General features: G+C 65.3%; 12 protein-coding genes and 1 riboswitch. Of the genes, 4 read left to right on the forward strand and 8 right to left on the reverse strand.

Translation table 11 applies throughout. The features are described 5' to 3' along the window. Nucleotides 1–8: 8 nt before the first annotated feature. The 3 genes from F1735_RS11810 (at nucleotide 9) to F1735_RS11820 (ending at nucleotide 4,122) form a co-directional block, all read left to right on the forward strand. Complete coding sequence (locus F1735_RS11810) at nucleotides 9–536, forward strand: SRPBCC family protein (protein WP_167237106.1); 528 nt, start codon at nucleotides 9–11, stop codon at nucleotides 534–536. 86 nt (nucleotides 537–622) lie between these two features. Continuing rightward, complete coding sequence (locus tag F1735_RS11815; protein WP_167237107.1) at nucleotides 623–1,780, forward strand: iron-containing alcohol dehydrogenase; 1,158 nt, start codon at nucleotides 623–625, stop codon at nucleotides 1,778–1,780. A gap of 58 nt (nucleotides 1,781–1,838) precedes the next feature. Beyond that, nucleotides 1,839–1,937: riboswitch (TPP riboswitch) on the forward strand. A 76-nt stretch (nucleotides 1,938–2,013) separates the two neighbouring features. Then, nucleotides 2,014–4,122: a TonB-dependent siderophore receptor gene (locus F1735_RS11820; protein ID WP_167237108.1), complete on the forward strand. Its 2,109-nt coding sequence runs from the start codon at nucleotides 2,014–2,016 to the stop codon at nucleotides 4,120–4,122. 48 nt (nucleotides 4,123–4,170) lie between these two features. On the opposite strand, the gene F1735_RS11825 is transcribed toward F1735_RS11820, so the two are convergent. The 3 genes from F1735_RS11825 to F1735_RS11835 form a co-directional block, all read right to left on the reverse strand. After that, nucleotides 4,171–4,692 (reverse strand): AAA family ATPase, encoded by a 522-nt coding sequence (locus tag F1735_RS11825; protein WP_167237109.1) that lies wholly within the window; start codon nucleotides 4,690–4,692, stop codon nucleotides 4,171–4,173. Beyond that, entirely contained in the window at nucleotides 4,689–5,285 is a 597-nt protein-coding gene (gene pnuC, locus F1735_RS11830) for a nicotinamide riboside transporter PnuC (RefSeq protein ID WP_167237110.1), read from the reverse strand. The genes F1735_RS11825 and pnuC overlap by 4 nt, the downstream gene beginning before the upstream one ends. Nucleotides 5,286–5,376: 91 nt before the next feature. Next, nucleotides 5,377–7,524 (reverse strand): S46 family peptidase, encoded by a 2,148-nt coding sequence (locus tag F1735_RS11835; RefSeq protein WP_167237111.1) that lies wholly within the window; start codon nucleotides 7,522–7,524, stop codon nucleotides 5,377–5,379. A 396-nt stretch (nucleotides 7,525–7,920) separates the two neighbouring features. On the opposite strand from F1735_RS11835, the gene F1735_RS11840 reads away from it, so the two are divergent. Beyond that, entirely contained in the window at nucleotides 7,921–10,842 is a 2,922-nt protein-coding gene (locus F1735_RS11840; protein WP_167237112.1) for a WG repeat-containing protein, read from the forward strand. A gap of 69 nt (nucleotides 10,843–10,911) precedes the next feature. Here the strand turns inward: F1735_RS11840 and F1735_RS11845 are convergent, their stop codons facing one another. From F1735_RS11845 to F1735_RS11865, 5 genes are read right to left on the reverse strand one after another with little or no spacing between them, the layout of a single operon-like run. Next, nucleotides 10,912–11,412, reverse strand: coding sequence for an SET domain-containing protein (locus F1735_RS11845; protein WP_167237113.1), 501 nt, complete (start codon nucleotides 11,410–11,412; stop codon nucleotides 10,912–10,914). A gap of 9 nt (nucleotides 11,413–11,421) precedes the next feature. After that, nucleotides 11,422–12,819, reverse strand: coding sequence for an efflux transporter outer membrane subunit (locus tag F1735_RS11850; RefSeq protein WP_229505727.1), 1,398 nt, complete (start codon nucleotides 12,817–12,819; stop codon nucleotides 11,422–11,424). Nucleotides 12,820–12,827: 8 nt separating this feature from the next. Further along, nucleotides 12,828–16,037, reverse strand: a complete 3,210-nt coding sequence (locus F1735_RS11855; protein WP_167237115.1) for an efflux RND transporter permease subunit — start codon at nucleotides 16,035–16,037, stop codon at nucleotides 12,828–12,830. Continuing rightward, nucleotides 16,034–19,132, reverse strand: a complete 3,099-nt coding sequence (locus F1735_RS11860; protein ID WP_167237116.1) for an efflux RND transporter permease subunit — start codon at nucleotides 19,130–19,132, stop codon at nucleotides 16,034–16,036. Before F1735_RS11860 ends, F1735_RS11855 begins: the two co-directional genes overlap by 4 nt. 52 nt (nucleotides 19,133–19,184) lie before the next feature. Beyond that, nucleotides 19,185–20,483, reverse strand: coding sequence for an efflux RND transporter periplasmic adaptor subunit (locus F1735_RS11865; protein WP_167237117.1), 1,299 nt, complete (start codon nucleotides 20,481–20,483; stop codon nucleotides 19,185–19,187). Nucleotides 20,484–20,757: the final 274 nt, after the last annotated feature.

Raw genomic sequence — 20,757 nt, forward strand, 5'->3', positions numbered from 1 at the left:
GGAACGCCATGATACGAAGGATCGCGCTGGTGCTGGTGCTCTTGATCATCGGCATTCTGGGCACGGCGGCGATGCAGCCGGACACGTTTTCCGTGACCCGCTCGGTAGCCATCAAGGCGCCGCCGGAGAAAATCCTGGGGCTGGTCGGCGATTTCCACCAATGGCAGGGCTGGTCGCCGTGGGAGCGGCTCGACCCAGGCATGCAGCGCGTCCACAGCGGCGCGCCGAGCGGCAAAGGCGCGCGGTACGCCTGGACCGGCAATGACGACGTCGGCGCCGGCAAAATGGAAATTACCGAACTCACGCCCCCGTCCAGGGTCGTGATCAAGCTCGATTTCATCAAGCCGTTCGAGGTGTCGAACGTGACCGAATTCACGCTCGCGCCGAAGGACGGGCAAACGCAGGTAAGCTGGACCATGTCCGGCCCGATGCCCTTCATCTCGAAAATCATGAGCGTCTTCATGAGCATGGACCGGATCATCGGCAGGGATTTCGAGAAGGGGCTGGCGAACCTGAAGGCCGCGGCCGAAAAGTAAGCCTGGGTTTTTGGCCCCCTCCCCGCAAGAATTTCGTGCTTGAGCGATAATCTGGCATCATCATCGAGCCAACACGAGGATCCATTTTGCTTAACTTCGACTTCTACAACCCGACCCAGATCCTGTTCGGCCAGGGCCAGATCGGCGCAATGTCCAAACACATTCCCGCCTCCGCGCGCGTGCTGCTGGTCTACGGCGGCGGCAGCATCAAACAGAACGGCGTCTACGACGAGGTCATGGCCGCACTGGCCGGCTTTAGCGTCACCGAATTCGCCGGCATCGAACCGAATCCCAGCTACGAAACGCTGATGCGCGCGATCGCCCAGGTCAAGGCCGAGAAAATCGACTTCCTGCTCGCCGTGGGCGGCGGCTCGGTCATCGACGGCGCCAAGTTCATCGCCGCCGGCGCCCTGCTCGACGCCGACCCGTGGACCATCCTGGAAAAGCGCGGATCGAACATCACTGCCGCCCTGCCGTTCGGCGCGGTGCTGACCCTGCCCGCCACCGGCTCCGAAATGAACAGCGGCGGCGTCGTCACCCGCAAGTCGACCCACGAGAAGTACTCGTTCATGAGCCGCAAATGCTTTCCGAAGTTCGCGGTGCTCGACCCGGGCAAAACCTATTCGCTGCCCACGCGCCAGGTCGGCAACGGCGTGGTGGACGCCTTTGCGCACGTCATGGAACAGTACATGACCTACCCGGTCGGCGCCAAGGTCCAGGACCGCTTCGCCGAAGGGCTGCTGCTCACGCTGATCGAAGAAGGCCCGCAGGCGCTGGCCAATCCCGACGATTACGACGTGCGCGCCAACATCATGTGGACCGCCACCCTGGCCTTGAATGGCCTGATCGGCGCCGGCGTGCCGCAGGACTGGGCCACCCACATGATCGGCCACGAGCTGACCGCGCTGCACAATCTCGATCACGCGCAAACGCTGGCCGTCGTCCTGCCGAGCATGCTGCGCGTGCGCAAGGAAGCCAAGCGCGCCAAGCTGCTGCAATTCGCAGAACGCGTGTGGAACCTGTCCGGCGGCGATGAAGACACCCGCATCGAGGCCGCCATCACCCGCACCGAAGAATTCTTCGAGCAGATGGGCGTCAAAACCCGCCTGGGCGACTACGGCCTGGGTGCGAAAGACATCGACGGCGTGCTGGCGGCGTTAGAGGCGCACCGCATGGTCAAACTCGGCGAGCAGCGCGACGTCACGCTCGATGTCAGCCGCAAGGTACTGGAAATGAGCCTGTAAAGCGCGCCACACATCGCTGGCGCGGGCCTTCTGCGCCCACGCCAGCTGTGATAAAATCGACCTTCGCTAGGGGTCCTGGAAGTCATTTTCCGGGTGAGAGATACCCTCCGTACCTGATCTGGATAATGCCAGCGAAGGAAAGCGCAAAGTAGTTCCCTCCTTTGTTTGCTCCCCCGTTGGCTCCGGCTTTTTTAAGCAACGCCCCGCACGCCGGCGCGTAATACGAGCACACTATGTCATCGCCAAAATTCAAGCAGTCTGTCATCGCCCTGGCCATCGTCCAGGCATTCGCCTTTTCCGCACACGCGCAAACCAGTTCGCAATCGATGCCTGAAGTCGTCGTCAGCGGCGCCCGGCAGATCAGCGCCGAGCGCGCCAGCGTGGCCGGTTTCTCCGACACGCCGCTGCTGTACACGCCGGCCACGGTGGTGTCCATCGGCCACGAGCAGATGCAGGACTACAGCATCCGCAACAGCACCGACGCCATGAAGTTCGACGCCAGCGTGAGCGACTCGTACAACGCGATCGGCTACGCCGAACAGTTCTCGATCCGCGGCTTCATGCTCGATAACGGCGCCAGCTACCGCAAGGACGGCATCGCCATCTCGGGCGACACCCAGATCCCGCTCGAGAACAAGGAGCGCATCGAAATCCTCAAGGGCTTGTCGGGCCTGCAGGCCGGCGTGACCGCGCCGGGCGGCATCGTCAACTACGCGGGGAAGCGCCCGACCGCCGCGCCACTGCGCTCGGTCACCGTCGAAGCGCGCGAGCGCGGCACCGTGTACGGCGCCGTCGACCTGGGTGGCCGCTTCGAGGACAAGCGCTTCGGCTACCGTGTCAACGCCGCCGGCGAGCGCCTGCGTTCCTACGTCAAAGGCGCGGACGGCGAGCGCTCGTTTGTTTCGGGCGCGTTCGACTGGCAGATGTCGCCGCAGGCGCTGCTGCAGCTCGACATGGACTACCAGAAAAAATCCCAGATCACCGCGCCGGGCTACCAGCTCATTGGCGGCGTTGCGCTGCCCACCAACATCTCGGCCAAGACGCTGCTCAACAACCAGCCATGGACCAAGCCGGTCGACACCCGCACCAGCAATATCGGCCTGCGCTTCGAATACCTGATCAACGACGCCTGGCGCACCACCGTCAGCGCCAACAAGCACCAATTCAAGCGCGATGACTACACCGCCTTCCCTTACGGCTGCGGCAACGAGGGCGATGGTTTCTATCCTGGTTACTGCTCGAATGGCGACTACGACGTCTACGATTACCAGAGCGTGGGCGAGCGCAAGTCGCCGCTCGGCGCGCAGGCCCTGTTGCAGGGCAAGTTCGCCACCGGCGCGATCGGCCACGAGCTGACGGTCGGTGCGACCTATCTGGAACGCAGCGACAAGGCAGGCGAGTACGTGTACGACTACGTCGGCTTCAGCAATATCTACAACAACCTGGTGGTGCCGCCGGTCGATGCCAGCCGCGTCACCGGGCCGCTGACCGAGCGCCGCAACGACCATGAACGCGGCCTCGTGGTGCAGGACATCCTGTCCCTTAGCGCGCAGTTCAAGCTGCACACCGGCCTGCGTTATGTGGGCATCAAGCGCAACGCCAGCACCGACACCACCTTCCTGCTGCCGAACGTCGCACTGGTGTACAACCCGACGCCCGACTGGACGGTGTACGGCTCGCTGGCGCACGGCATGGAGCATGGCGGCGTGGCACCCAAGCGCACCGCGAACGAATTCGCCTCGCTCGATCCAAGCCGCTCGAAGCAGGTGGAGTTCGGCGTCAAGGCCATGGTCAATGATGCGCTCAGCATGTCGGCCTCCGTGTTCAGCATCGTCAAGGGGCTGGAGTACACCAACGCGGCCAATACCTTTGTCCGCAGCGGCGAGCAAAAGCACAATGGGCTGGAGCTGGCTGCGCAGGGCAAGGCTGGCAAGGACCTGAAATACAGCGTCTCGCTGATGGCGCTCGATACGCAGCAGGAAGGGACCGGCACCGCTTCGCTGGACGGCAAGCGCGTGAGCAATGTACCGAAGTTCAAGACGGCGACGGTGCTGGAGTATGCCGTGCCGGCGGTGGCTGGTTTGAAGGTGAACGGGATGTGGCAATACACCGGCAAGAAGGCGTTCGATATCGAGAACAAGACGCTGGTGCCGGGATACAGCGTGTTCAACCTGGGTGGCGCGTACGCAACGCGCATCGCGGGCGTGTCCACAACGGTGCGCGCGACGGTGGACAACGTGGCCGACAAGTTCTACTGGCGCGATGTGACGCAGGAGCTGGGTGGCTATCTGCTGCCGGGCGCTCCGCGTACGGTACGGGTGTCGGCGCAGTTCGACTTCTAAGCACCGCCCTGCAGACCGTCGTTCCTGGCAGGGACGACGGCCTGCAGCCTAGCGCAGGGAGGCAAGCAAGCGTACTGCCTGCGTCATTCGATCTTCCAGAGTGCCTATTACCAGCGAATACCCGATCCCGCGCTCATCGAGCATTTGCACCACCTGCTCATGAATCGTCTGGCGCACTGCCTCCGATTCGCGCTGCAATCCATCAGCCTCCCACGGCCCGTCAGGCGCCGTCACGAATGTCAGCGCATAGTCATGGCGCTGCTCCAGCACAGACAACTGCGCATCGACCCTGTTCCAGTACCAGCGGCTGTAAATGGCCGTCATCAGCGGCGTGGTGTCGCAAAACAGGAAGCGCGTCGCTTGCCGCGCCGCCGCGTCTTCGCGCGCCGTCTGGGTCAGCGCGATTTGATACTGATCATCCTCGCGCGGCACGCGGCCCGCGGTATCGACAAACTCGCGCAGATACTCCGGCACCCACACCGTACCGAAATGCGCTGCCAGCGCCGCAGCCAGGGTCGACTTCCCCGACGATTCGGCGCCCAGAATGGCGACCCGCAAAACCGGCGTCATGGCTTGCCGTCCGCTGCGCGTGCCCAGGCGCGCCATCCGAACACCGCCATCACCACGAACGCCGCATACAACACCGCCGTCGCATGCAGGTCCTTGTGGATGTACAGGCCCACATACAGCACATCGACCACAATCCACACGATCCAGTTTTCAACCTTCTTGCGCGATAAGAGCAGCTGGCCGAGCAAACTGCCTGCCGTGAGAAAACCATCGATATGCGGCACGTCGGTATCGGTGAATTTACGCAGCGCATAGCCAATCGCCACGAACAGCACCAGCCAGCCGGCAATGCCCCCGATCCAGCCGGCGCGGTTGGAGCGCGTGGCCGCAAGCGGCGCGTGCTGCTCGCCGCCATACAGCCACTGGTACCAGCCCCATACCGACACGGCGATGAACACGCCCTGCAAGCCCATGTCGCCATACAGGCGCGCGTTGAGGAAGACGATGCCGTACACCGCCGACGAGGCGATCGCGAACAGCCACGCCCAGTGCGTCTGGCGGATATTGAGTACAACGGTGATGACCGACAGGACCAGCGCCGTCAGTTCGAGCGGTGTGGTTGCCAGGCCAAGCAGGACAAAGGAATCGTTCATACGGAGGGAGTGGCGGAAAGTGGCGCAATTGTAGCGTATGCGCCGCTTTCCAAAAGGCGGGGACGGCGTCCCCACCCCAGATTTACCTGGCTTACTTGCGTGGGTACTTGATGGTCATTTCCTTGAGCAGGTTGTCGGCATGGTCGACTTCCTTCATCACCCACAGCATGTAGCGGATGTCCACGTGAATGGCGCGCGTGATGTCGCTGTCGAAGTACCAGTCCTTGGTCACCGATTCATAGGTCGAATCGAAGTTCAGGCCAACCAGTTCGCCGCGCTTGTTCATCACCGCCGAACCGGAATTGCCGCCCGTGGTATCAGCGCTGGACAGGAAGTTGACCGGCACCGTGTTCAGCACCGGGTCCTTGAACACGCCATAACGCTTTGCCTTGACCGCATCGAGCAGCGGCTTCGGTGCGTTGAACGGCTCGGTCGCGGTGTGCTTCTCGACGATGCCTTCGACCGTCGTGAACGGGCCTTTGACGATGCCATCGCGCGGCGAGTAAGGCGCCACCGTGCCGAAGGTCACGCGCAGGGTCGAATTGGCGTCGGCGTAGACAGGCTTACCCTGCGACTTCTTCCACGCGATCACGGCCGACATGTACTGCGGGATGATGCGTTCGAGCTTGCCGTCGATTTCCTTGCGGCGGTTTTCCAGCGTCATGCTCACGTCATGCAGCTTGACGGCCAGCTTGATGAAGGCGTCGTCCGACTTTGCAAACGCCGCCGCATCCTTGCCGATCCAGGCCAGGCGCTTGGCGGTTTCGCCCAGTTCCGACTGTTTGTACAACGCGCCGATGGCGCCTGGTTCCGGCAGCAGCGCGTCCAGGCCTTGCGGATGCATCTTCGCGGCCAGCTTCTGGTAGCGCTGCAAACCGGCGGCAAAGCGCGCCTCGTCCACGCTGCCCACGTACGATTGCTCAAGGCGGGTCAGGCGCGCCTTGATGAACGACAGGTCGCGTTCCTGGTAGCCGGTTTCGCGTTTGGCATCGGGCTTGGCGCCTTCCAGCGCCAGGCGGTACACCGTGCGCGCGGTTTTCAGCAGGTCGCTGTTGCCGGCGACCGACCAGGCGAATTCCTGTTCCGACAACGCCATATCGGCGACGATGGCGGCGTCCAGGTCGGCCAGCAAGGTCGGCGACACGTCTTTCTGCTTACCCGGCTTGTTGAACCAGGCGCGGAACTCGGCGTCCTGCACGTCCTTGATCGCCGCGATGTCCTTGCGCGCGAAGCCGTCGAGCAGGCCCTGGGTTTTCTTGAGCACGTTGTTGATGCCCTTGACTACACTGGCGTAGCGCACGTCCTGGGCAGCGTTGCCCTTGGTGGCGGCAGCGATGACGGCCAGGTCGGCCTGCATCTCGGCCACGCGCACCGGGAAGTTGGCGTCGCGCGCGAAGCGGATCTCGGACGGCAGCTTGTAGCGGCTGGTGCGGCCGGGGTAGCCGGCCAGCAGGATCGGATCGCCGTTCTTCAGGCCTTCGGCCGACACCACCAGGAAGTCTTTCGACTTGTACGGCACGTTGTCGGGCGACGGATCGGCCGGACGGCCATCCTTGCCGACGTAGGCGCGCAGGAAGGAGTAGTCGCCAGTCTGGCGCGGCCACTCGAAGTTATCGACGTCGCCGCCAAAATTGCCGATCATGTCCGACGGCGCGTACACCAGGCGCACATCGCGGATCATCAACTGGCGGATACGGTAGTACTCAAGGCCGCGGTGAAAGCTCGGCACGGAGCAGCGGTAAGCCTTGTCGGTTTCGCATTCGGCGGTCAGCGCCTTGATGCGGTTCTGGACTTCTTCATTGCGCTCGCGCCCGGACAGGGTCGGCGACAAGCCCTTGAGCACGCGGTCGGTGACGTTTTCGACTTTTTCGGTCACGTAGACCAGCGTATTCGGGCCACCCGGCAGTTCGGCGTCGCGCGTTTTGGCGAGAAAGCCGTTGACGATGTAGTTCTTTTCAGCCGTCGAATTGCGTTGAATCGCGCCATACGCGCAGTGGTGGTTGGTGACCACCAGTCCATCGCCGGAGACGAACGACGCCGAGCAACCGCCCAGCGACACGATGGCGCTCATGGGGTGCTTGGACAGGTCGGCCAGCTTCCCGGCAGGGATGGTGATGCCGATGCGTTTGAGTTCCGACGACAGTTGCGGAAGCTGGTATGGCTGCCACTGGCCTTCATCGGCATTTGCGGTAGCAAATACGCCGAGCAGGGCGACGGGTAAGGCGATGGATTTCAACAAGATATACCCCAGAAGATAAAAGCAAGCGGGGAGTATATCGCTGATGCATAGCGCTGCAAAATGATTTTGTCGGCCCGTATTGACGTCTTGAGCGGGCGCGCAGGTCGCTGCATGACGGACGCGGGCCGGTGGTACATCCAAAAGGCGTGCGTTACAATCAACTGTTAACAAATAATCATAACATCGATCCATGCCGACACAGCCCCTCCTCGTCCGAAACTACTTTCCTCCAGCCGGCGCCGACCCCGATCTGCTGCTGTTGATCGATGGCCGGGTGATCGCCCCGGCCACGCCCTTGCGGTGGATCGGGCGCTTTGCCGACGACGGGCGTGGCGGCTTGATCGCGCCGGCGCGCACGATGGACCGGCGCGCCGGCTACATCGGCGCCGACGGCGCATGGTTGTCCGGACCCGGCATGGACAAGGCGCTCGGCTTCACCGCCACGGGCTCGCGCGCTGTTGCGAGGGCGGCCTGTGGGGCTTCGTCAACCTGGCGGGCGAGCGCGTCATCGCGGCGCAGTACACCGAGGCGGAAGGGTTCTCGAACGGCCTGGCGGCGGTCAAGGTATCTGACGACCAATGGCGCTACATCGACTGCGATGGCCAGTTTGCCTTCGACGGTGCGTTTTCCCATGCGGGCAAGTTCAGCGCCTGCGGCCTGGCGGCGGCCGCGCCGGGGCAAGACCAGCCATGGGGCTACATCGACCGGCAAGGCCGGTGGGCGATTGCGCCGCGGTTTTACCGCGCATGGGCCTTCACGGCAGGCGGCGTGGCGCCGGCCGGCGCCAGTCAGCGAAAATGGGGGCTGATCGATAACGGCGGCCACTGGATCACGCCCGCGTCGTTCGAATTCATTTACCCATTCAACGACGACGCCTATGCCAGCTTCACCGATTCCGGTTCGGACGATGAACCGGGAGGCTACCTCGACCCGCGCGGCGTCACGGTCATCGGCGGAAAGTGGGTCTCGAAGGAGATGCACGCAGGCGTTGCGGTCAACGGGGATCGTGGTTTCGTCACGGCGGACGGACCGCTGACGTTCCCGGTCGAGCTGCGATGGGTGCGCGAGTTCGACGACAGCGGCTATGCCCTGGCACGCACGGCGGACTTTGCGCCCGGCCCAAAAGCCATCCCTGTCGCGACGGTGTGGGGCTTTGCGCAGCGCGACGGCCGCTTCGTGCCGGCCCCGGAGAACGCACTCGAACCGCTCACGCTCGACGGCTTCATTCCCGACAACGAAAGCGGCACGCCGTTGACGCCTTTCCTCATGCGCGACGGACAAATCGCCTTGCTCGACAGCGACGCACGCACGGTCCTGCACTGGCAACGCGAAGTCTGCGCCGGTGGCGAATGCGCAGTCTTGTACGACCATGCCGGCACGGCGCTCTGGCGCGCAATGCCATGTGACTCACTGGCAGTCCATGCACCCTTCTTCGTCCTGCCGCCCGAATCCTTCCTGGCTCCTGTCGACACCTTCGAACAGATTCCCGACTTCGCAACGGCCATGCTCGACGATATCGAATGCCGGCTGCATGAACTTGTTGACAGCCAGGCGGGGACGCCCCGCACGACCATCTCGCACCGGCTGCTGCGCGTCTACATCAGCGAACCGCACAACACGGAATATGATTTTCTTGGCAGGGTGCGCTCGGGGACGCGTGGCGTGGCGCGCGAGCGCATCATCGCCGCGCTGGAACAACGCTTCGGCCCCAGCGACACCGATCCCGACCTGGCGGGAGCCGGCGAACGCGCAGATTCGATCGCATGGCCGGTGCAACTGCGGCAACCGCTCAAGACGATGCACGGCGCAAAAGTAGACGCGAACCGCTTATGGATCGCCATCTATTGCGATGACGGCAGCGAGGACGCCGACGCGTGGTTCGACATCTGGATGGATTGCGGTCCGAGCATCGAAACACTGGAAATGGCGTCAGCGGGCACGATCGCAGAGCAGGAAGACCCGGACGACGATGACGACGACGACGAAATCGAAGACACGGCAGAAGATGACGCCCTCGCGGGAACGCCCTGCGAGCAATGGATCGCCGCTGTCAAACGACGCGACTACGCCATTGAAGAAGTCCGCGCCGAATTGATGGACGATGTCCTGTGCGAGACCGCGCTGGCACATGGAAGCGACGCACTGCTGTACTTGTCCGCACGATGGCAAACGCCGGAGCGCCTGGCGTCCCTGGTCCGCAAGGATGTCTACAGTGCGATACGGATTCCGCCCGCTTGCATGACCGCCGCCGCACTTGCGCTGGCACGCGCGCTGTACGGTACCGACCCGGACTGGCAAGAGGCCGATGCGGAGGCATCGACAGTGCCGCCCTACCTGAACGACTACAGCATCCGCAAAGTGTGGGGCTGCCTGCTCGACTACGAGCAATGCCTGCGGGCAGTCAGGGAACGCGCAAGCCTGGCGTCGATTCCGCGCTGGTTGCGCACCCCTGAGCTGGAAGCGATCGCCCTGGACAACGATATCGGCGACATCCGCTGGCTCGAGAAGGGCGATATCACAGCGGACCTGGTGCGCCAGGCCCTGTCCGACCCCGAGGCCAACGCCGTGCGATACATCCCTGCCGCGCTGCTCTCGACCGAAATGTGCCTGCTCGCGGTCCGCACCGAAGCGACCACGCTACGCAGCATGGCGCCAGAGCTGCGCACGGCCGAGATATGCGCCGCAGCCCTGGAAAAAGACAGGTACATCCTGCACGATGTCCCGGAGGCCGTGCGCGAACCTGCCGTCACGCGCCTGATCGACAAGGACCTGCGCTCGTCCACGGCGATACGCGAGCAGCGCACCTTCAGCAAATGGCACAAGCTGCGCGCCTGGATCAAGCTATTTCAACAGGATTACCAGGGCGCCATCGCCGACGCCACACAAGCGCTGCGAGCGCTACCCGAATCGGACGACGCACACTACATAATCGCATACGCCTTCAGGGAAACCGGCCAGCATGACGCGGCCGCACGCGAAGCTTTTCTGGTACTGTCAAGCGACAGCGACTACCGCGAGGAGTTCAACCACAACGCCAGCACCGCCTGGCTGCACCCCCTGGCCAGAGCTGTACGCCCTTGCGCTGGCACGCAACGTCAAGCAGTTCAGGCAGATTCCGGCCGCCTTCAAGAACGAGGCATTTTGCCTGGCGACGGTGCATCACGCGAGCTTCGGGCTTTACTACGTGCCGGAGGCGCAGCGCACGCTCGCGCTGTGCATCGCCGCCGCGCGCGACAGCAGCATGGCGCTCGATTATGTTCCGGCAGCGCTGCTGGACGAGGTGCTGCGGGCGCCCGGCGTACGCAGGTCTTGAGATGAGCGTCCACCCATGCAAATCCGGCACCCGAGTGCGTCGGGGGCCGTCCGCCTTGCGCGCGGCGGCTAAGTTCAGCCGGCCTTGGCCCGCTTGCGCTTTTTGGGCGCCAGCATGCTGCCGGTGCAGGTAGGCGCGCCGCAGCGGCACTCGAAGGCTTTTTTGACAGCGGGCGTGTGCCGCTCTTCGTAAATCAGCGCATAGTTGTATTTGAGTTCTTCGTCGCGCATGATCGGGTGCAGCGCGTAGATGAACACCCTGCCCTCGTCTTCCTGCGCTTCGCAATTCGGTTCGCAGGCGTGGTTGATGAAGCGCGAATCGTTGCCGCCACGGCCACCGTCGATGACCATGCCGTCGGCCAGCGAAAAGAAGAACGTGTGGTTGACCGGCCCGCCGCCGGCGTCGGCGCGGACCGCCGATTCGTCGGACGTGATGCGCTCGCCCGTGTATTCGGCGATCTGCTCGCCCGGCTCGATGTCGCGCGTGGCAAACACGCCGTTGCCGTGGATAGTGGAGCGGCGTACTTCGTAGCAGGCCGGCTCGGTTTGACTGGATTGGGAAGGTGTGCTGTTCATCCGCCTATTTTACTGTGCTTGCCACCCGCCCCCCAATGCCTGAATCAACGAAATCGCGGTGCTCTGGCGGTCGCCCTGCGCTTGCACCAGCGCGCGCCGCGCCGACAGCGCGCTGGCCTGGGCCTGCACCACTTCACTGTAGCTCACCTGTCCCGCCTTGTAGCGGTTGAGGATCTGCGCCTCGACCTGGTCGGCCGATTCGGATGCCTCGCGGCGCAGCGCCAGCTGCTGCGCCAGCACGCGCGTGGCGGAGAGCTGGTTCTCCACGTCGCCGAAGGCATCGAGCACCGTTTGCCGGTAGCGCGCCACCGCCGCCTGCTGGCTCGCTTCGGCCCCGGCCACGCTGGCGCGCGTGGCGCCGGCGTTGAACAGGGTTTGCGCCGCGCTCAAGCCGAACGACCAGAGCGCGCTCGAGGCGCTGAACAGGTCCGCTACGCGGCTGCCGCTGTTGCCCAGCGACGCGCTCAAGCCGATGTTCGGATAGTAGGCCGAGCGCGCGATGCCGATCTGCTCATTGGCCGACGCCACGCGCCGTTCGGCGGCGGCGATGTCGGGCCGGCGCTGCAACAGCGCCGACGGCACGCCGACCGGAATCTCGGGCACGAACGCTTGCCACGGTGCGCTCGCCAGGCTGAAGTCGGCCGGGGCCTTGCCCAGCAAAACGGCGATGGCGTGTTCGAACTGGGCGCGCTGGCGCGCCAGCGACAAGGCGTCGATCCGGGCGTTGGACAATTGCGTCTGCGCCTGCAGCACGTCGGACTTGGTGGCGATGCCGGCGTCGAAGCGGTTGCGCGTGATCTGCAGCACGCGCTGGTAGCCTTCGATGGTGGTGGCCAGCAGCGCCGCCTGGGCGTCGCTTTGGCGCACCACGAAATAGTTGGCCGCCAGTTCGCCCTGGGCCGACAGGCGTGCCGACGCCAGGTCGGCGGCGCTGGCCTGGGCGTTGGCGCTGGCCGCACCCACGCCGGCGCGCAGCCGGCCCCACAGGTCAGGCTCCCAGCTGGTGCCGATGTTGAGACGGTAGTGATTGTCCGCGCCGGCATTGCGCGTGCCCGAGCGCTCGCCGCTGGTACTGAGCGACACGCTCGGGAACAGCGCGGCGCGCTGCTGCGCTACCTGCGCACGCGCTTGCGCGTACGAGGCCACGGCGGCGGCGACATTCTGGTTCGATACCTCCACTTGCGCGGCCAATTCGTTCAGGACCGGATCGTTGAACAGCATCCACCACGGGCCGCGGTCAAGCGCATCGGCCGGGGCGGCAGGCGACCAGCCCGGCGCCTCCTTGAAAGCAGCCGGCTCGGGCGTGGTGGGCTTGACGTACGCCGGGCCGACGGCACAGCCGCCGAGCAAAAAGGCGGCCAGCGGCATAAGATGAAGAAGCGGACGAAGGAGCTCAGTTGCACGCATAGGTTTACTCATTGTGGATTAGGTGAGGCAGCGTTGTCGGCGTGATGGCCAAGCTGGCGCTCGGCGGGACTGCGCCGGCGCAGCTTGTCCATCACGACGTAGACGACGGGGGTGGTGAGCAGGGTCAGGACCTGGCTGGCGATCAAGCCGCCGATGATGGCGATGCCGAGCGGCCGGCGCAGCTCCGAGCCTTCGCCGAAGCCGATTGCCAGCGGCAAGGCGCCCAGTGCGGCGGCCAGGGTCGTCATCAAGATCGGGCGAAAGCGCAACAGGCAGGCTTCGCGCACGGCCGCCAAAGGCGGCAGGCCGCGCGTGCGCTCGGCCTCCAACGCAAAGTCGATGATCAGGATCGCATTCTTCTTCACGATCCCGATCAGCAGAAACACCCCGATCAGGGCGATGATCGAAAATTCCATCTTGAACAGCAGCAGGGCCAGCACGGCGCCCACGCCGGCCGACGGCAGGGTCGAGAGCACCGTGATCGGATGCACCAGGCTTTCGTACAGGATGCCGAGCACGATGTAGATGACAACGATGGCCGCCGCGATCAACATCGGCTGTTCCTTGTTCGACTCGTCGGCCGCGCGCGCCGTGCCCTGGAAGCTGCCGCGCACATTGTTCGGCATGCCGATGTCGGCCTCCGCCTGCTTGACGGCGGCCTGTCCGTCGGCCAGGTTGCTGCCCTGCGCCAGGTTGAACGACACTGTCGTCGCCAGTTCGCCGTCCTGGTGGTTGACCGAGGTCGGGGTCGAGCTTTCGGCGAAGCTGGCGATCGCCGACAGCGGCACCATGGTGGTTGCCGCGCCGCTCAGGGCTTGCCCGCTGGACGGGTCGCGCGCGGCCGTGGTGTTGGCCGGCGTGGCGGCGCCGCCGGCGCTGGACGTGCCGCGCGAAGGCACGTACACATCGTTCAACGCTTCGGGCGATTGCTGGTACTGCTTTGCCACGCCCATGATCACACTGTACTGGTTCAGTTCATCGTAGATGGTGGTGACCTGGCGTTGGCCGAAGGCGTTGTAGAGCGCATTGTCGACGTCGCGCGGGTTGATGCCGAGGCGCGCGGCGCTGTCCTTGTCGATCTGGACGAACATTTCGACGCCGTTTTCGGCCTGGTCGGTGTCCACATCGACCAGCGGCGCTTGCCGCTTCATGGCATCGGCCAGCTTGCCGGTCCATAGTTTGAGGTCGGCGCGGTTGTCGCTCTTGAGCGTGTACTGGTAGGTCGAGTTGGACTGGCGCCCGCCCATGCGCAGGTCCTGCACCGGATTGAGGAACATCGACACGCCGGTCACCCTGGCCAGTTGCGGACGCAGGCGCGCGATCACTGCCTGCCCGCCGTCGCTGCGTTCGGACACCGGCTTGAGGTTGATGAACATGAAGCCGCCGCCTGCCCGCCCGCCGCCGGTAAAGCCGACCACCGTGGCCACCGCCGGATCGCGCCGGATGATATCGACCAGTTGCTTCAATTTCGCCTGCATGGCCTGGAACGAGATGCTCTGATCGGCGCGCAGGCCGCCGCTGATCTGGCCCGTGTCCTGCTGCGGAAAGAAGCCTTTCGGCGCGGCCGAAAACAGGTAGACATTCAGGCCGATCACGAACACGAAGATCAGCATCACCAGCGCAATGCTGTCCAACGCCCAGTCGAGCGAATGCTCGTACGCTTTGTGGATGCGGTCGAAACCGCGTTCGGCCCAGCGCGCAAAGCGGCCCGGCTGGCGCTCGATGTCGGTCGGTTTGAGCAGCCAGGCGCACATCATCGGCGTGGTCGTGAGCGAAATGACCAGCGAAATCATCACCGCCGCCGACAAGGTCACAGCGAACTCGCGGAACAGGCGGCCGACCTGCCCGCCCATGAACAGCAGCGGGATGAACACGGCCACCAGCGACAGGCTGATCGAGAGCACCGTAAAGCCCACTTCGCGCGCGCCCAGCAGCGCCGCCTGCATGCGGTCCATGCCGTTTTCGATGTGGCGCGCGGTATTCTCCAGCACGACGATGGCGTCGTCGACCACGAAGCCGGTGGCCACCGTCAGCGCCATCAGCGACAGGTTGTTCAGGGAAAAACCGAGCATGTACATCACGCCGAAGGTGCCGAGCAGCGACACCACGGTGGCCACCGCCGGGATGATGGTGGCGCGCACGCTGCGCAGGAACAGGCTGACCACCAGCACCACCAGCAGAATCGAGATCATCAGGGTCAGTTCGATTTCGGCCAGCGACGAGCGGATCGAGTTGGTGCTGTCGGACGCCACTTCCAGCTTCACGTCCTGCGGCAGTTGCGCCTGGAGCATTGGCACCAGGGCGCGCACCCCGTCCACCGTTTCGATGACGTTGGCGCCGGGCTGGCGCGTGATCAGCACGATTACCGCCGGCTGGCCGTTGAACAGGCCGAGCGTATTGACATTTTCGACGCCGTCGATCACTTCGGCCACGTCGTCCAGGCGCACGGCGGCGCCGTTGCGCCAGGCGACCACCAGGCTGCGGTAGTCGGCCGCGCTGCGCCCGCCGGTGGCGGTGCTGGCCTGCGAGTAGATCTGCAGGCGCATGCCGTTGCCTTCGATGGCGCCCTTGGGCCGGTTGGCGTTGGTCGACTGGATCGCGGCGCGCACGTCCTCGGTCGAGACGCCGTAGCGATTGAGCGCATACGGCAGCAATTCGACGCGCACGGCCGGCAGCGAGCCGCCGCCGATTTCCACGTCGCCCACGCCCTGCACCTGCGCCAGCTTCTGCTGCACCAGGTTCGATACCGACTCGAAGATCTGGCCGGGCGACTTGGTTCTGGAGGTCAGCGCCAGGATGATGATGGGCGCGTCGGACGGATTGGCCTTGCGGTAGGTGGGGTTGCTCTTGAGCGTGGACGGCAGGTCGGCGCGCGCGGCGCTGATCGCGGCCTGCACTTCGCGCGCGGCCGAATCGATCTTGCGGTTCAAGTCGAACTGCAGGCTCACCCGGGTCGAGCCGCTGCCGCTCGAGGAGGTCATTTCGTTCACGCCCGAGATCACGCCGAGGCGCCGCTCGAGCGGCGTGGCCACGCTGGTGGACATGGTATCGGGACTGGCGCCCGGCAGCGACGCACTTACCGAGATGGTCGGGAAATCCACCTGCGGCAGCGGCGAGACCGGCAGCACGAAGAACGCGCCGATGCCCGCCAGCGCAATGCCCAGCGTGAGCAGGACGGTGGCGATCGGGCGCCGGACAAAGGGCTCGGACAGGTTCACTTGGCAACCTCGCCCGCGGCAACGACGTCTTTGCGCGACCAGCGCCGCGCCAGGCTGTCGAAGCCGAGGTAAATCACCGGCGTCGTAAACAGCGTGAGCAACTGGCTGACGATCAGCCCACCGAAGATGGCCAGGCCGAGTGGGCGGCGCAACTCGGCGCCTTCGCCCCAGCCCAGCATGAGCGGCACCGCCGCGAACAGCGCGGCCAGGGTCGTCATCAGGATCGGGCGAAAGCGCAGCAACGCGGCCTGCCGGATCGCCTCGCGCGGGGCCATGCCCTTCTCGCGTTCGGCCTCGATGGCGAAGTCGATCATCATGATGGCGTTCTTCTTGACGATGCCGATCAGGAGAATGATGCCGATGATGCCGATCACGCCCAGGTCCTGCCCGCTGATCATCAGCGCCAGCAGCGCGCCCACCCCGGCCGACGGCAGGGTCGACAGAATCGTCAGCGGATGCACATAGCTTTCGTACAGCACGCCGAGCACGATGTAGACGCATACCACCGCCGCCAGGATCAGCCACAGCTGGTTCGACAGCGATGCCTGGTAGGCGCCGGCGGCGCCGAGGAAGGTCATGCTGACCGACGCCGGCAGCTTGATTTCCAGCGCGGCCGCGCGGATCGCCTCGACCGACTGGCCGAGCGAGACGCCGGGCGCGGTGTCGAAACCGATGGTGGTGGCCGGGTACTGCGCCACGTGGGTGATCTGCAGCGGCGCCGGCTGCTCGGTGATGGTGGCCACCGCCGCCAGCGGCGTGGTCTTGCCGGAGCCGGTCTTGATCGGCAACTGGCCCAGGCTGGCGATTGACATCTGGGCGTCGCGCTGCGCTTCCAGGATCACGCGGTACTGGTTGGTCTCGGTGAAGATGGTCGAGACGATGCGCTGGCCGTAGGCGCTGTACAGGGCGTCGTCGATCGAGGCGGCGGTGACCGACAGGCGCGAAGCCGTGTCGCGGTCGATGCTCACGAACGCCGAGGTGCCGGTGGCGCCGGCGTCGGTGACCACGTTGCTCACCTGCTTGTTCTGCTGGAGATGCTTGACCAGGGCTGCTGCCCACTGGCCGACGGTGGCGCTGTCGGCCCCTTCGAGCGAAACGCGGTACAGGGTCGGCCCGCTCTCGGCGTCGATGGTCAGGTTCTGGGTCGGTTGCAGGTACAAGGTGATGCCTGCCACGTCGGCCACGCGGCGGCGCAGGCGCTCCATGATCTCGGCCTGGCTGGAAGCCTTGTCGTGCTTCAGGTTGATCAGCATGCGGCCGGTGTGCAGCATGGTGTTGTTGGCCGCATCGACGCCCACGTTGGAGCTGAGCGACTCCACATCGGGATCGGCCAGGATCGCCTTGCCGGCCGCCTGCTGCAGCTCGGCCATGCGGTCGTACGAAATCGACTGGCGCATCTCCACGCGCGCCTGGAGCTGGCCGGTATCCTGGGTCGGAAACAGGCCCTTGGGAATGAGGATGTACAGCACGGCCGTGAGCACCAAGGTGGCCAGGGCGACCAGCAAGGTCAATCCCTGGCGCGCCAGCACCCAGGTCAAGGCATGGTCGTAACGGACGATCACGCGCTCGAAAAATGCCTGGGTGCGTTGCGCCATGCGCCCCGGTTTTTCGTCGTCAATGCTGCGCAGCCAGCGCGCCGACATCATCGGCACCAGGGTCAGGGACACCACGCCCGATATCAGGATGGTGATCGCCAGCGTGATGGCGAACTCGCGGAACAGGCGCCCCACCACGTCGCCCATGAACAGCAGCGGAATGAGCACGGCGATCAGCGACACCGTCAGCGAAATGATGGTAAAGCCGATCTGCGCGGCGCCCTTGACGGCGGCCGCCATCGGCGTTTCGCCTTCTTCGATGTAGCGCGCGATGTTTTCGATCATGACGATGGCGTCATCGACCACGAAACCGGTGGCAATCGTCAGCGCCATCAGCGACAGGTTATTCAGGCTGTAGCCGAGCAGGAACATGGCCCCGCAGGTGCCGATCAGCGAGATCGGCACGGCCAGGCTGGCAATGACCGTGGCGCGCACGCTGTGCAAAAAGGCGAAAATGACCAGCACTACCAGCGCCACGGCCAGCAGCAGTTCGAGTTCGACGTGGGTGACCGAGGCGCGGATGCCGGTGGTGCGGTCCGACAGCACGTCGAGCCGCAGCGCACCGGGCAGGCTCGCTTGCAGTTCGGGCAGGCGCGCCTTGATGGCGTCGACCGTGGCGATGACGTTGGCGCCGGGCTGGCGCTGCACGTTCAGGATAATGGCCGGCTTCATGTTGGCCCAGGCGCCCAGCTTGACGTTTTCGGCGCTGTCGACCACCTTGGCCACGTCCGACAGGCGCACCGGGGCGCCATTGCGGTAGGCGACGATCAGTTTTTCGTAATCGGGTACGGTCAGGAGCTGGTCGTTGGCGTTGATCGCGTAAGAGCGCGTGGGACCGTCGAAGTTGCCCTTGGCGCTGTTGGCGTTGGCGCCCGAGATCGCGCTGCGCAAGGTGTCCAGCCCGAGGCCGTAGCTTGCCAGCGCGCCGGTATCGGCCTGGATGCGCACTGCCGGCCGCTGTCCGCCGCTCAGGGTGACCAGGCCCACGCCCGACACCTGGCTGATTTTCAGCGCCAGGCGCGTGTTGACCAGGTTCTGCACCTCGGTCAGCGGCACCGTATCGGACGTGATGGCGAGCGTGAGCACCGGCGCGTCGGCCGGATTGACCTTGGCGTACACCGGCGGCGCCGGCAGGTCGGCCGGCAGCAGCGAGCCGCCGGCGTTAATGGCCGCCTGCACTTCCTGCTCGGCCACGTCGAGCGTTTGCCCCAGGCCGAACTGCAGGGTGACGATGGACACGCCCGAGGCGCTGGTGGAACTCATGCGCTGCAAGCCGGACATCTGGCCGAAGCGGCGTTCCAGCGGGGCCGTGACGGTGCGCGCCATCACTTCGGGACTGGCGCCGGGGTACAGGGTCTGCACCTGGATGGTCGGGAAGTCGACCTGCGGCAGCGCCGACAGCGGCAGGAACTTGAAGCCGACAAAACCGGCCAGCACGATCGCCAGCATCAGCAGCGAGGTGGCGACCGGGCGGGCGATAAACGGGGCTGAGGGATTCATCGCGCACCCCTCGCATTGTGTGCCAACATCAGTGCCAAGATCGGCGCCAGCATCATCGCGGCGCTCCTTCGCGCTGGCGGCGGCGGCCGCCCGCGGCGCCGGCGGCCGGCTTGTCGGTCGGCAGGGTCACCTTGGCGCCATCCTTGAGGCGGTCGGCGCCTTCGGTGATCACCTGTTCGCCGGCTTTCAGCCCGGTTTTCACTTCCACCTTGTCGACCGTGGCCTGGCCGCGCGTGACGGGCCGCACGGCGACCGTGCGCTCGCCTGGATTGAGCACATACACAAAGTCGCCCGTGCTGCCGTGGCGCAGCGCGGTCACCGGCACCACGACGGCGTCCTTGATGGTGCGCAGTTCGAGGCGCAGGTTGACGAACTGGCTGGGGAACAGCGCCTGGTCGTCGTTGGCGAAGCGCGCCTTGGCGCGCACGGTGCCGGTCTGCACATCGACCTGGTTGTCGAGCGCCTTGAATTCGCCTTTGGCCAGCGAGGTGGTGCGGGTGCGGTCGAACGCGGTGGCGGGCAGGCTGGCGCTGTCGCGGATGCGCCCCTGCAGGTCGGGCACGCGGTCTTGCGGCACCGCGAATTCGACATCGATCGGCGAGAGCTGGGTGATGACGGCGATGCCGTTGGCGTCGCCGCTGCCGACCAGGTTACCCATGTCGATCACGCGCAGCCCCACCCGGCCCGTGATCGGCGCCTTGACCTGGGTGTAGCTCAGGTTCAAGCGCGCCACTCCCTCGGCGGCGCGGTCGGTCATGGCGGTGCCTTGCAGCTGCTTGACCAGCGCGGCCTGGGTGTCGACTTCCTGGCGCGCGATCGAGTCCTGCGTGAGCAGGGTGCGGTAGCGTTCCAGCGTGACCTTGGCGCTGTCGAGCTGCGCTTCATTGCGCTGGCGCGTGCCGCTCGCCTGCATCAGCGCCATCTCGAACGGGCGCGGGTCGATCGTGGCCATCACCTGCCCGGCCTTGACCAACTGCCCTTCGCTGAAGTGGACCTTTTGCAGGATCCCCGAGACCTGCGGGCGCACCGTGGCCGTGGCGGCCGCGGTGACGGTGCCGAGGGCGTCGAGGGTGACCGGGATGTCGGTGCGTTCGGCGCTGGCCACGCCGACGGTGGTGGCCATGCCGCCGCCGCGTCCACCACGGCCACCGCCGCCACCGCCGCCGCCCGGGCCGCCGGGGCCGCCGGGGCCGGCCGCCGCGCCGGGAGCGCCGCCCGGGCCGCCGGCCGGGCTTTGGTGGGTCAGGTACCAGGCCAATCCGCCGAGTCCGGCCATGGCGAGCACGGCCATCACGCTGCCGATGATCTTGGTACGGCGGCTGCGCCGTGGCTGGGAAGGTGATGGGCTCATGCTTTTCCTTGTCTTGATTGCAACGATTATTGAAGCAACTCTAGCATGGAGAAGCCAAACGGCATGTTTCGCGGAAGGCGCAACGGGCGCCAAAACCGGGCGATTCATGCACTGTATGGACGTGCGCACGCCGCCACCGGCGCGGGTGGCGCGGCGGCGGCGGTGTTTTCATAGGGAGGCGAGGCGCTGCGGGCGAGTTTGTAACAGGCTACATGGCGTTACAAAGTCGCTACAAATTGATGGCGGGGGCCTGGGCCGCGCCGGGCATGTCGGG

The sequence above is a fragment of the Massilia genomosp. 1 genome, assembly GCF_011682185.1.
Lineage (GTDB): Bacteria > Pseudomonadota > Gammaproteobacteria > Burkholderiales > Burkholderiaceae_D > Telluria_A > Telluria_A rubra.

Excerpts from the sequence above, each read along its gene's own strand:
- F1735_RS11810 (WP_167237106.1), top strand. The coding sequence starts at position 9 with ATGATACGAAGGATCGCGCTGGTGCTGGTGCTCTTGATCATCGGCATT.
- F1735_RS11820 (WP_167237108.1), top strand. The coding sequence starts at position 2,014 with ATGTCATCGCCAAAATTCAAGCAGTCTGTCATCGCCCTGGCCATCGTC.
- F1735_RS11825 (WP_167237109.1), bottom strand. The coding sequence starts at position 4,692 with ATGACGCCGGTTTTGCGGGTCGCCATTCTGGGCGCCGAATCGTCGGGG.
- pnuC (WP_167237110.1), bottom strand. The coding sequence starts at position 5,285 with ATGAACGATTCCTTTGTCCTGCTTGGCCTGGCAACCACACCGCTCGAA.
- F1735_RS11840 (WP_167237112.1), top strand. The coding sequence starts at position 7,921 with ATGGTTGTCCGGACCCGGCATGGACAAGGCGCTCGGCTTCACCGCCAC.
- F1735_RS11845 (WP_167237113.1), bottom strand. The coding sequence starts at position 11,412 with ATGAACAGCACACCTTCCCAATCCAGTCAAACCGAGCCGGCCTGCTAC.
- F1735_RS11850 (WP_229505727.1), bottom strand. The coding sequence starts at position 12,819 with ATGCGTGCAACTGAGCTCCTTCGTCCGCTTCTTCATCTTATGCCGCTG.
- F1735_RS11860 (WP_167237116.1), bottom strand. The coding sequence starts at position 19,132 with ATGAATCCCTCAGCCCCGTTTATCGCCCGCCCGGTCGCCACCTCGCTG.
- F1735_RS11865 (WP_167237117.1), bottom strand. The coding sequence starts at position 20,483 with ATGAGCCCATCACCTTCCCAGCCACGGCGCAGCCGCCGTACCAAGATC.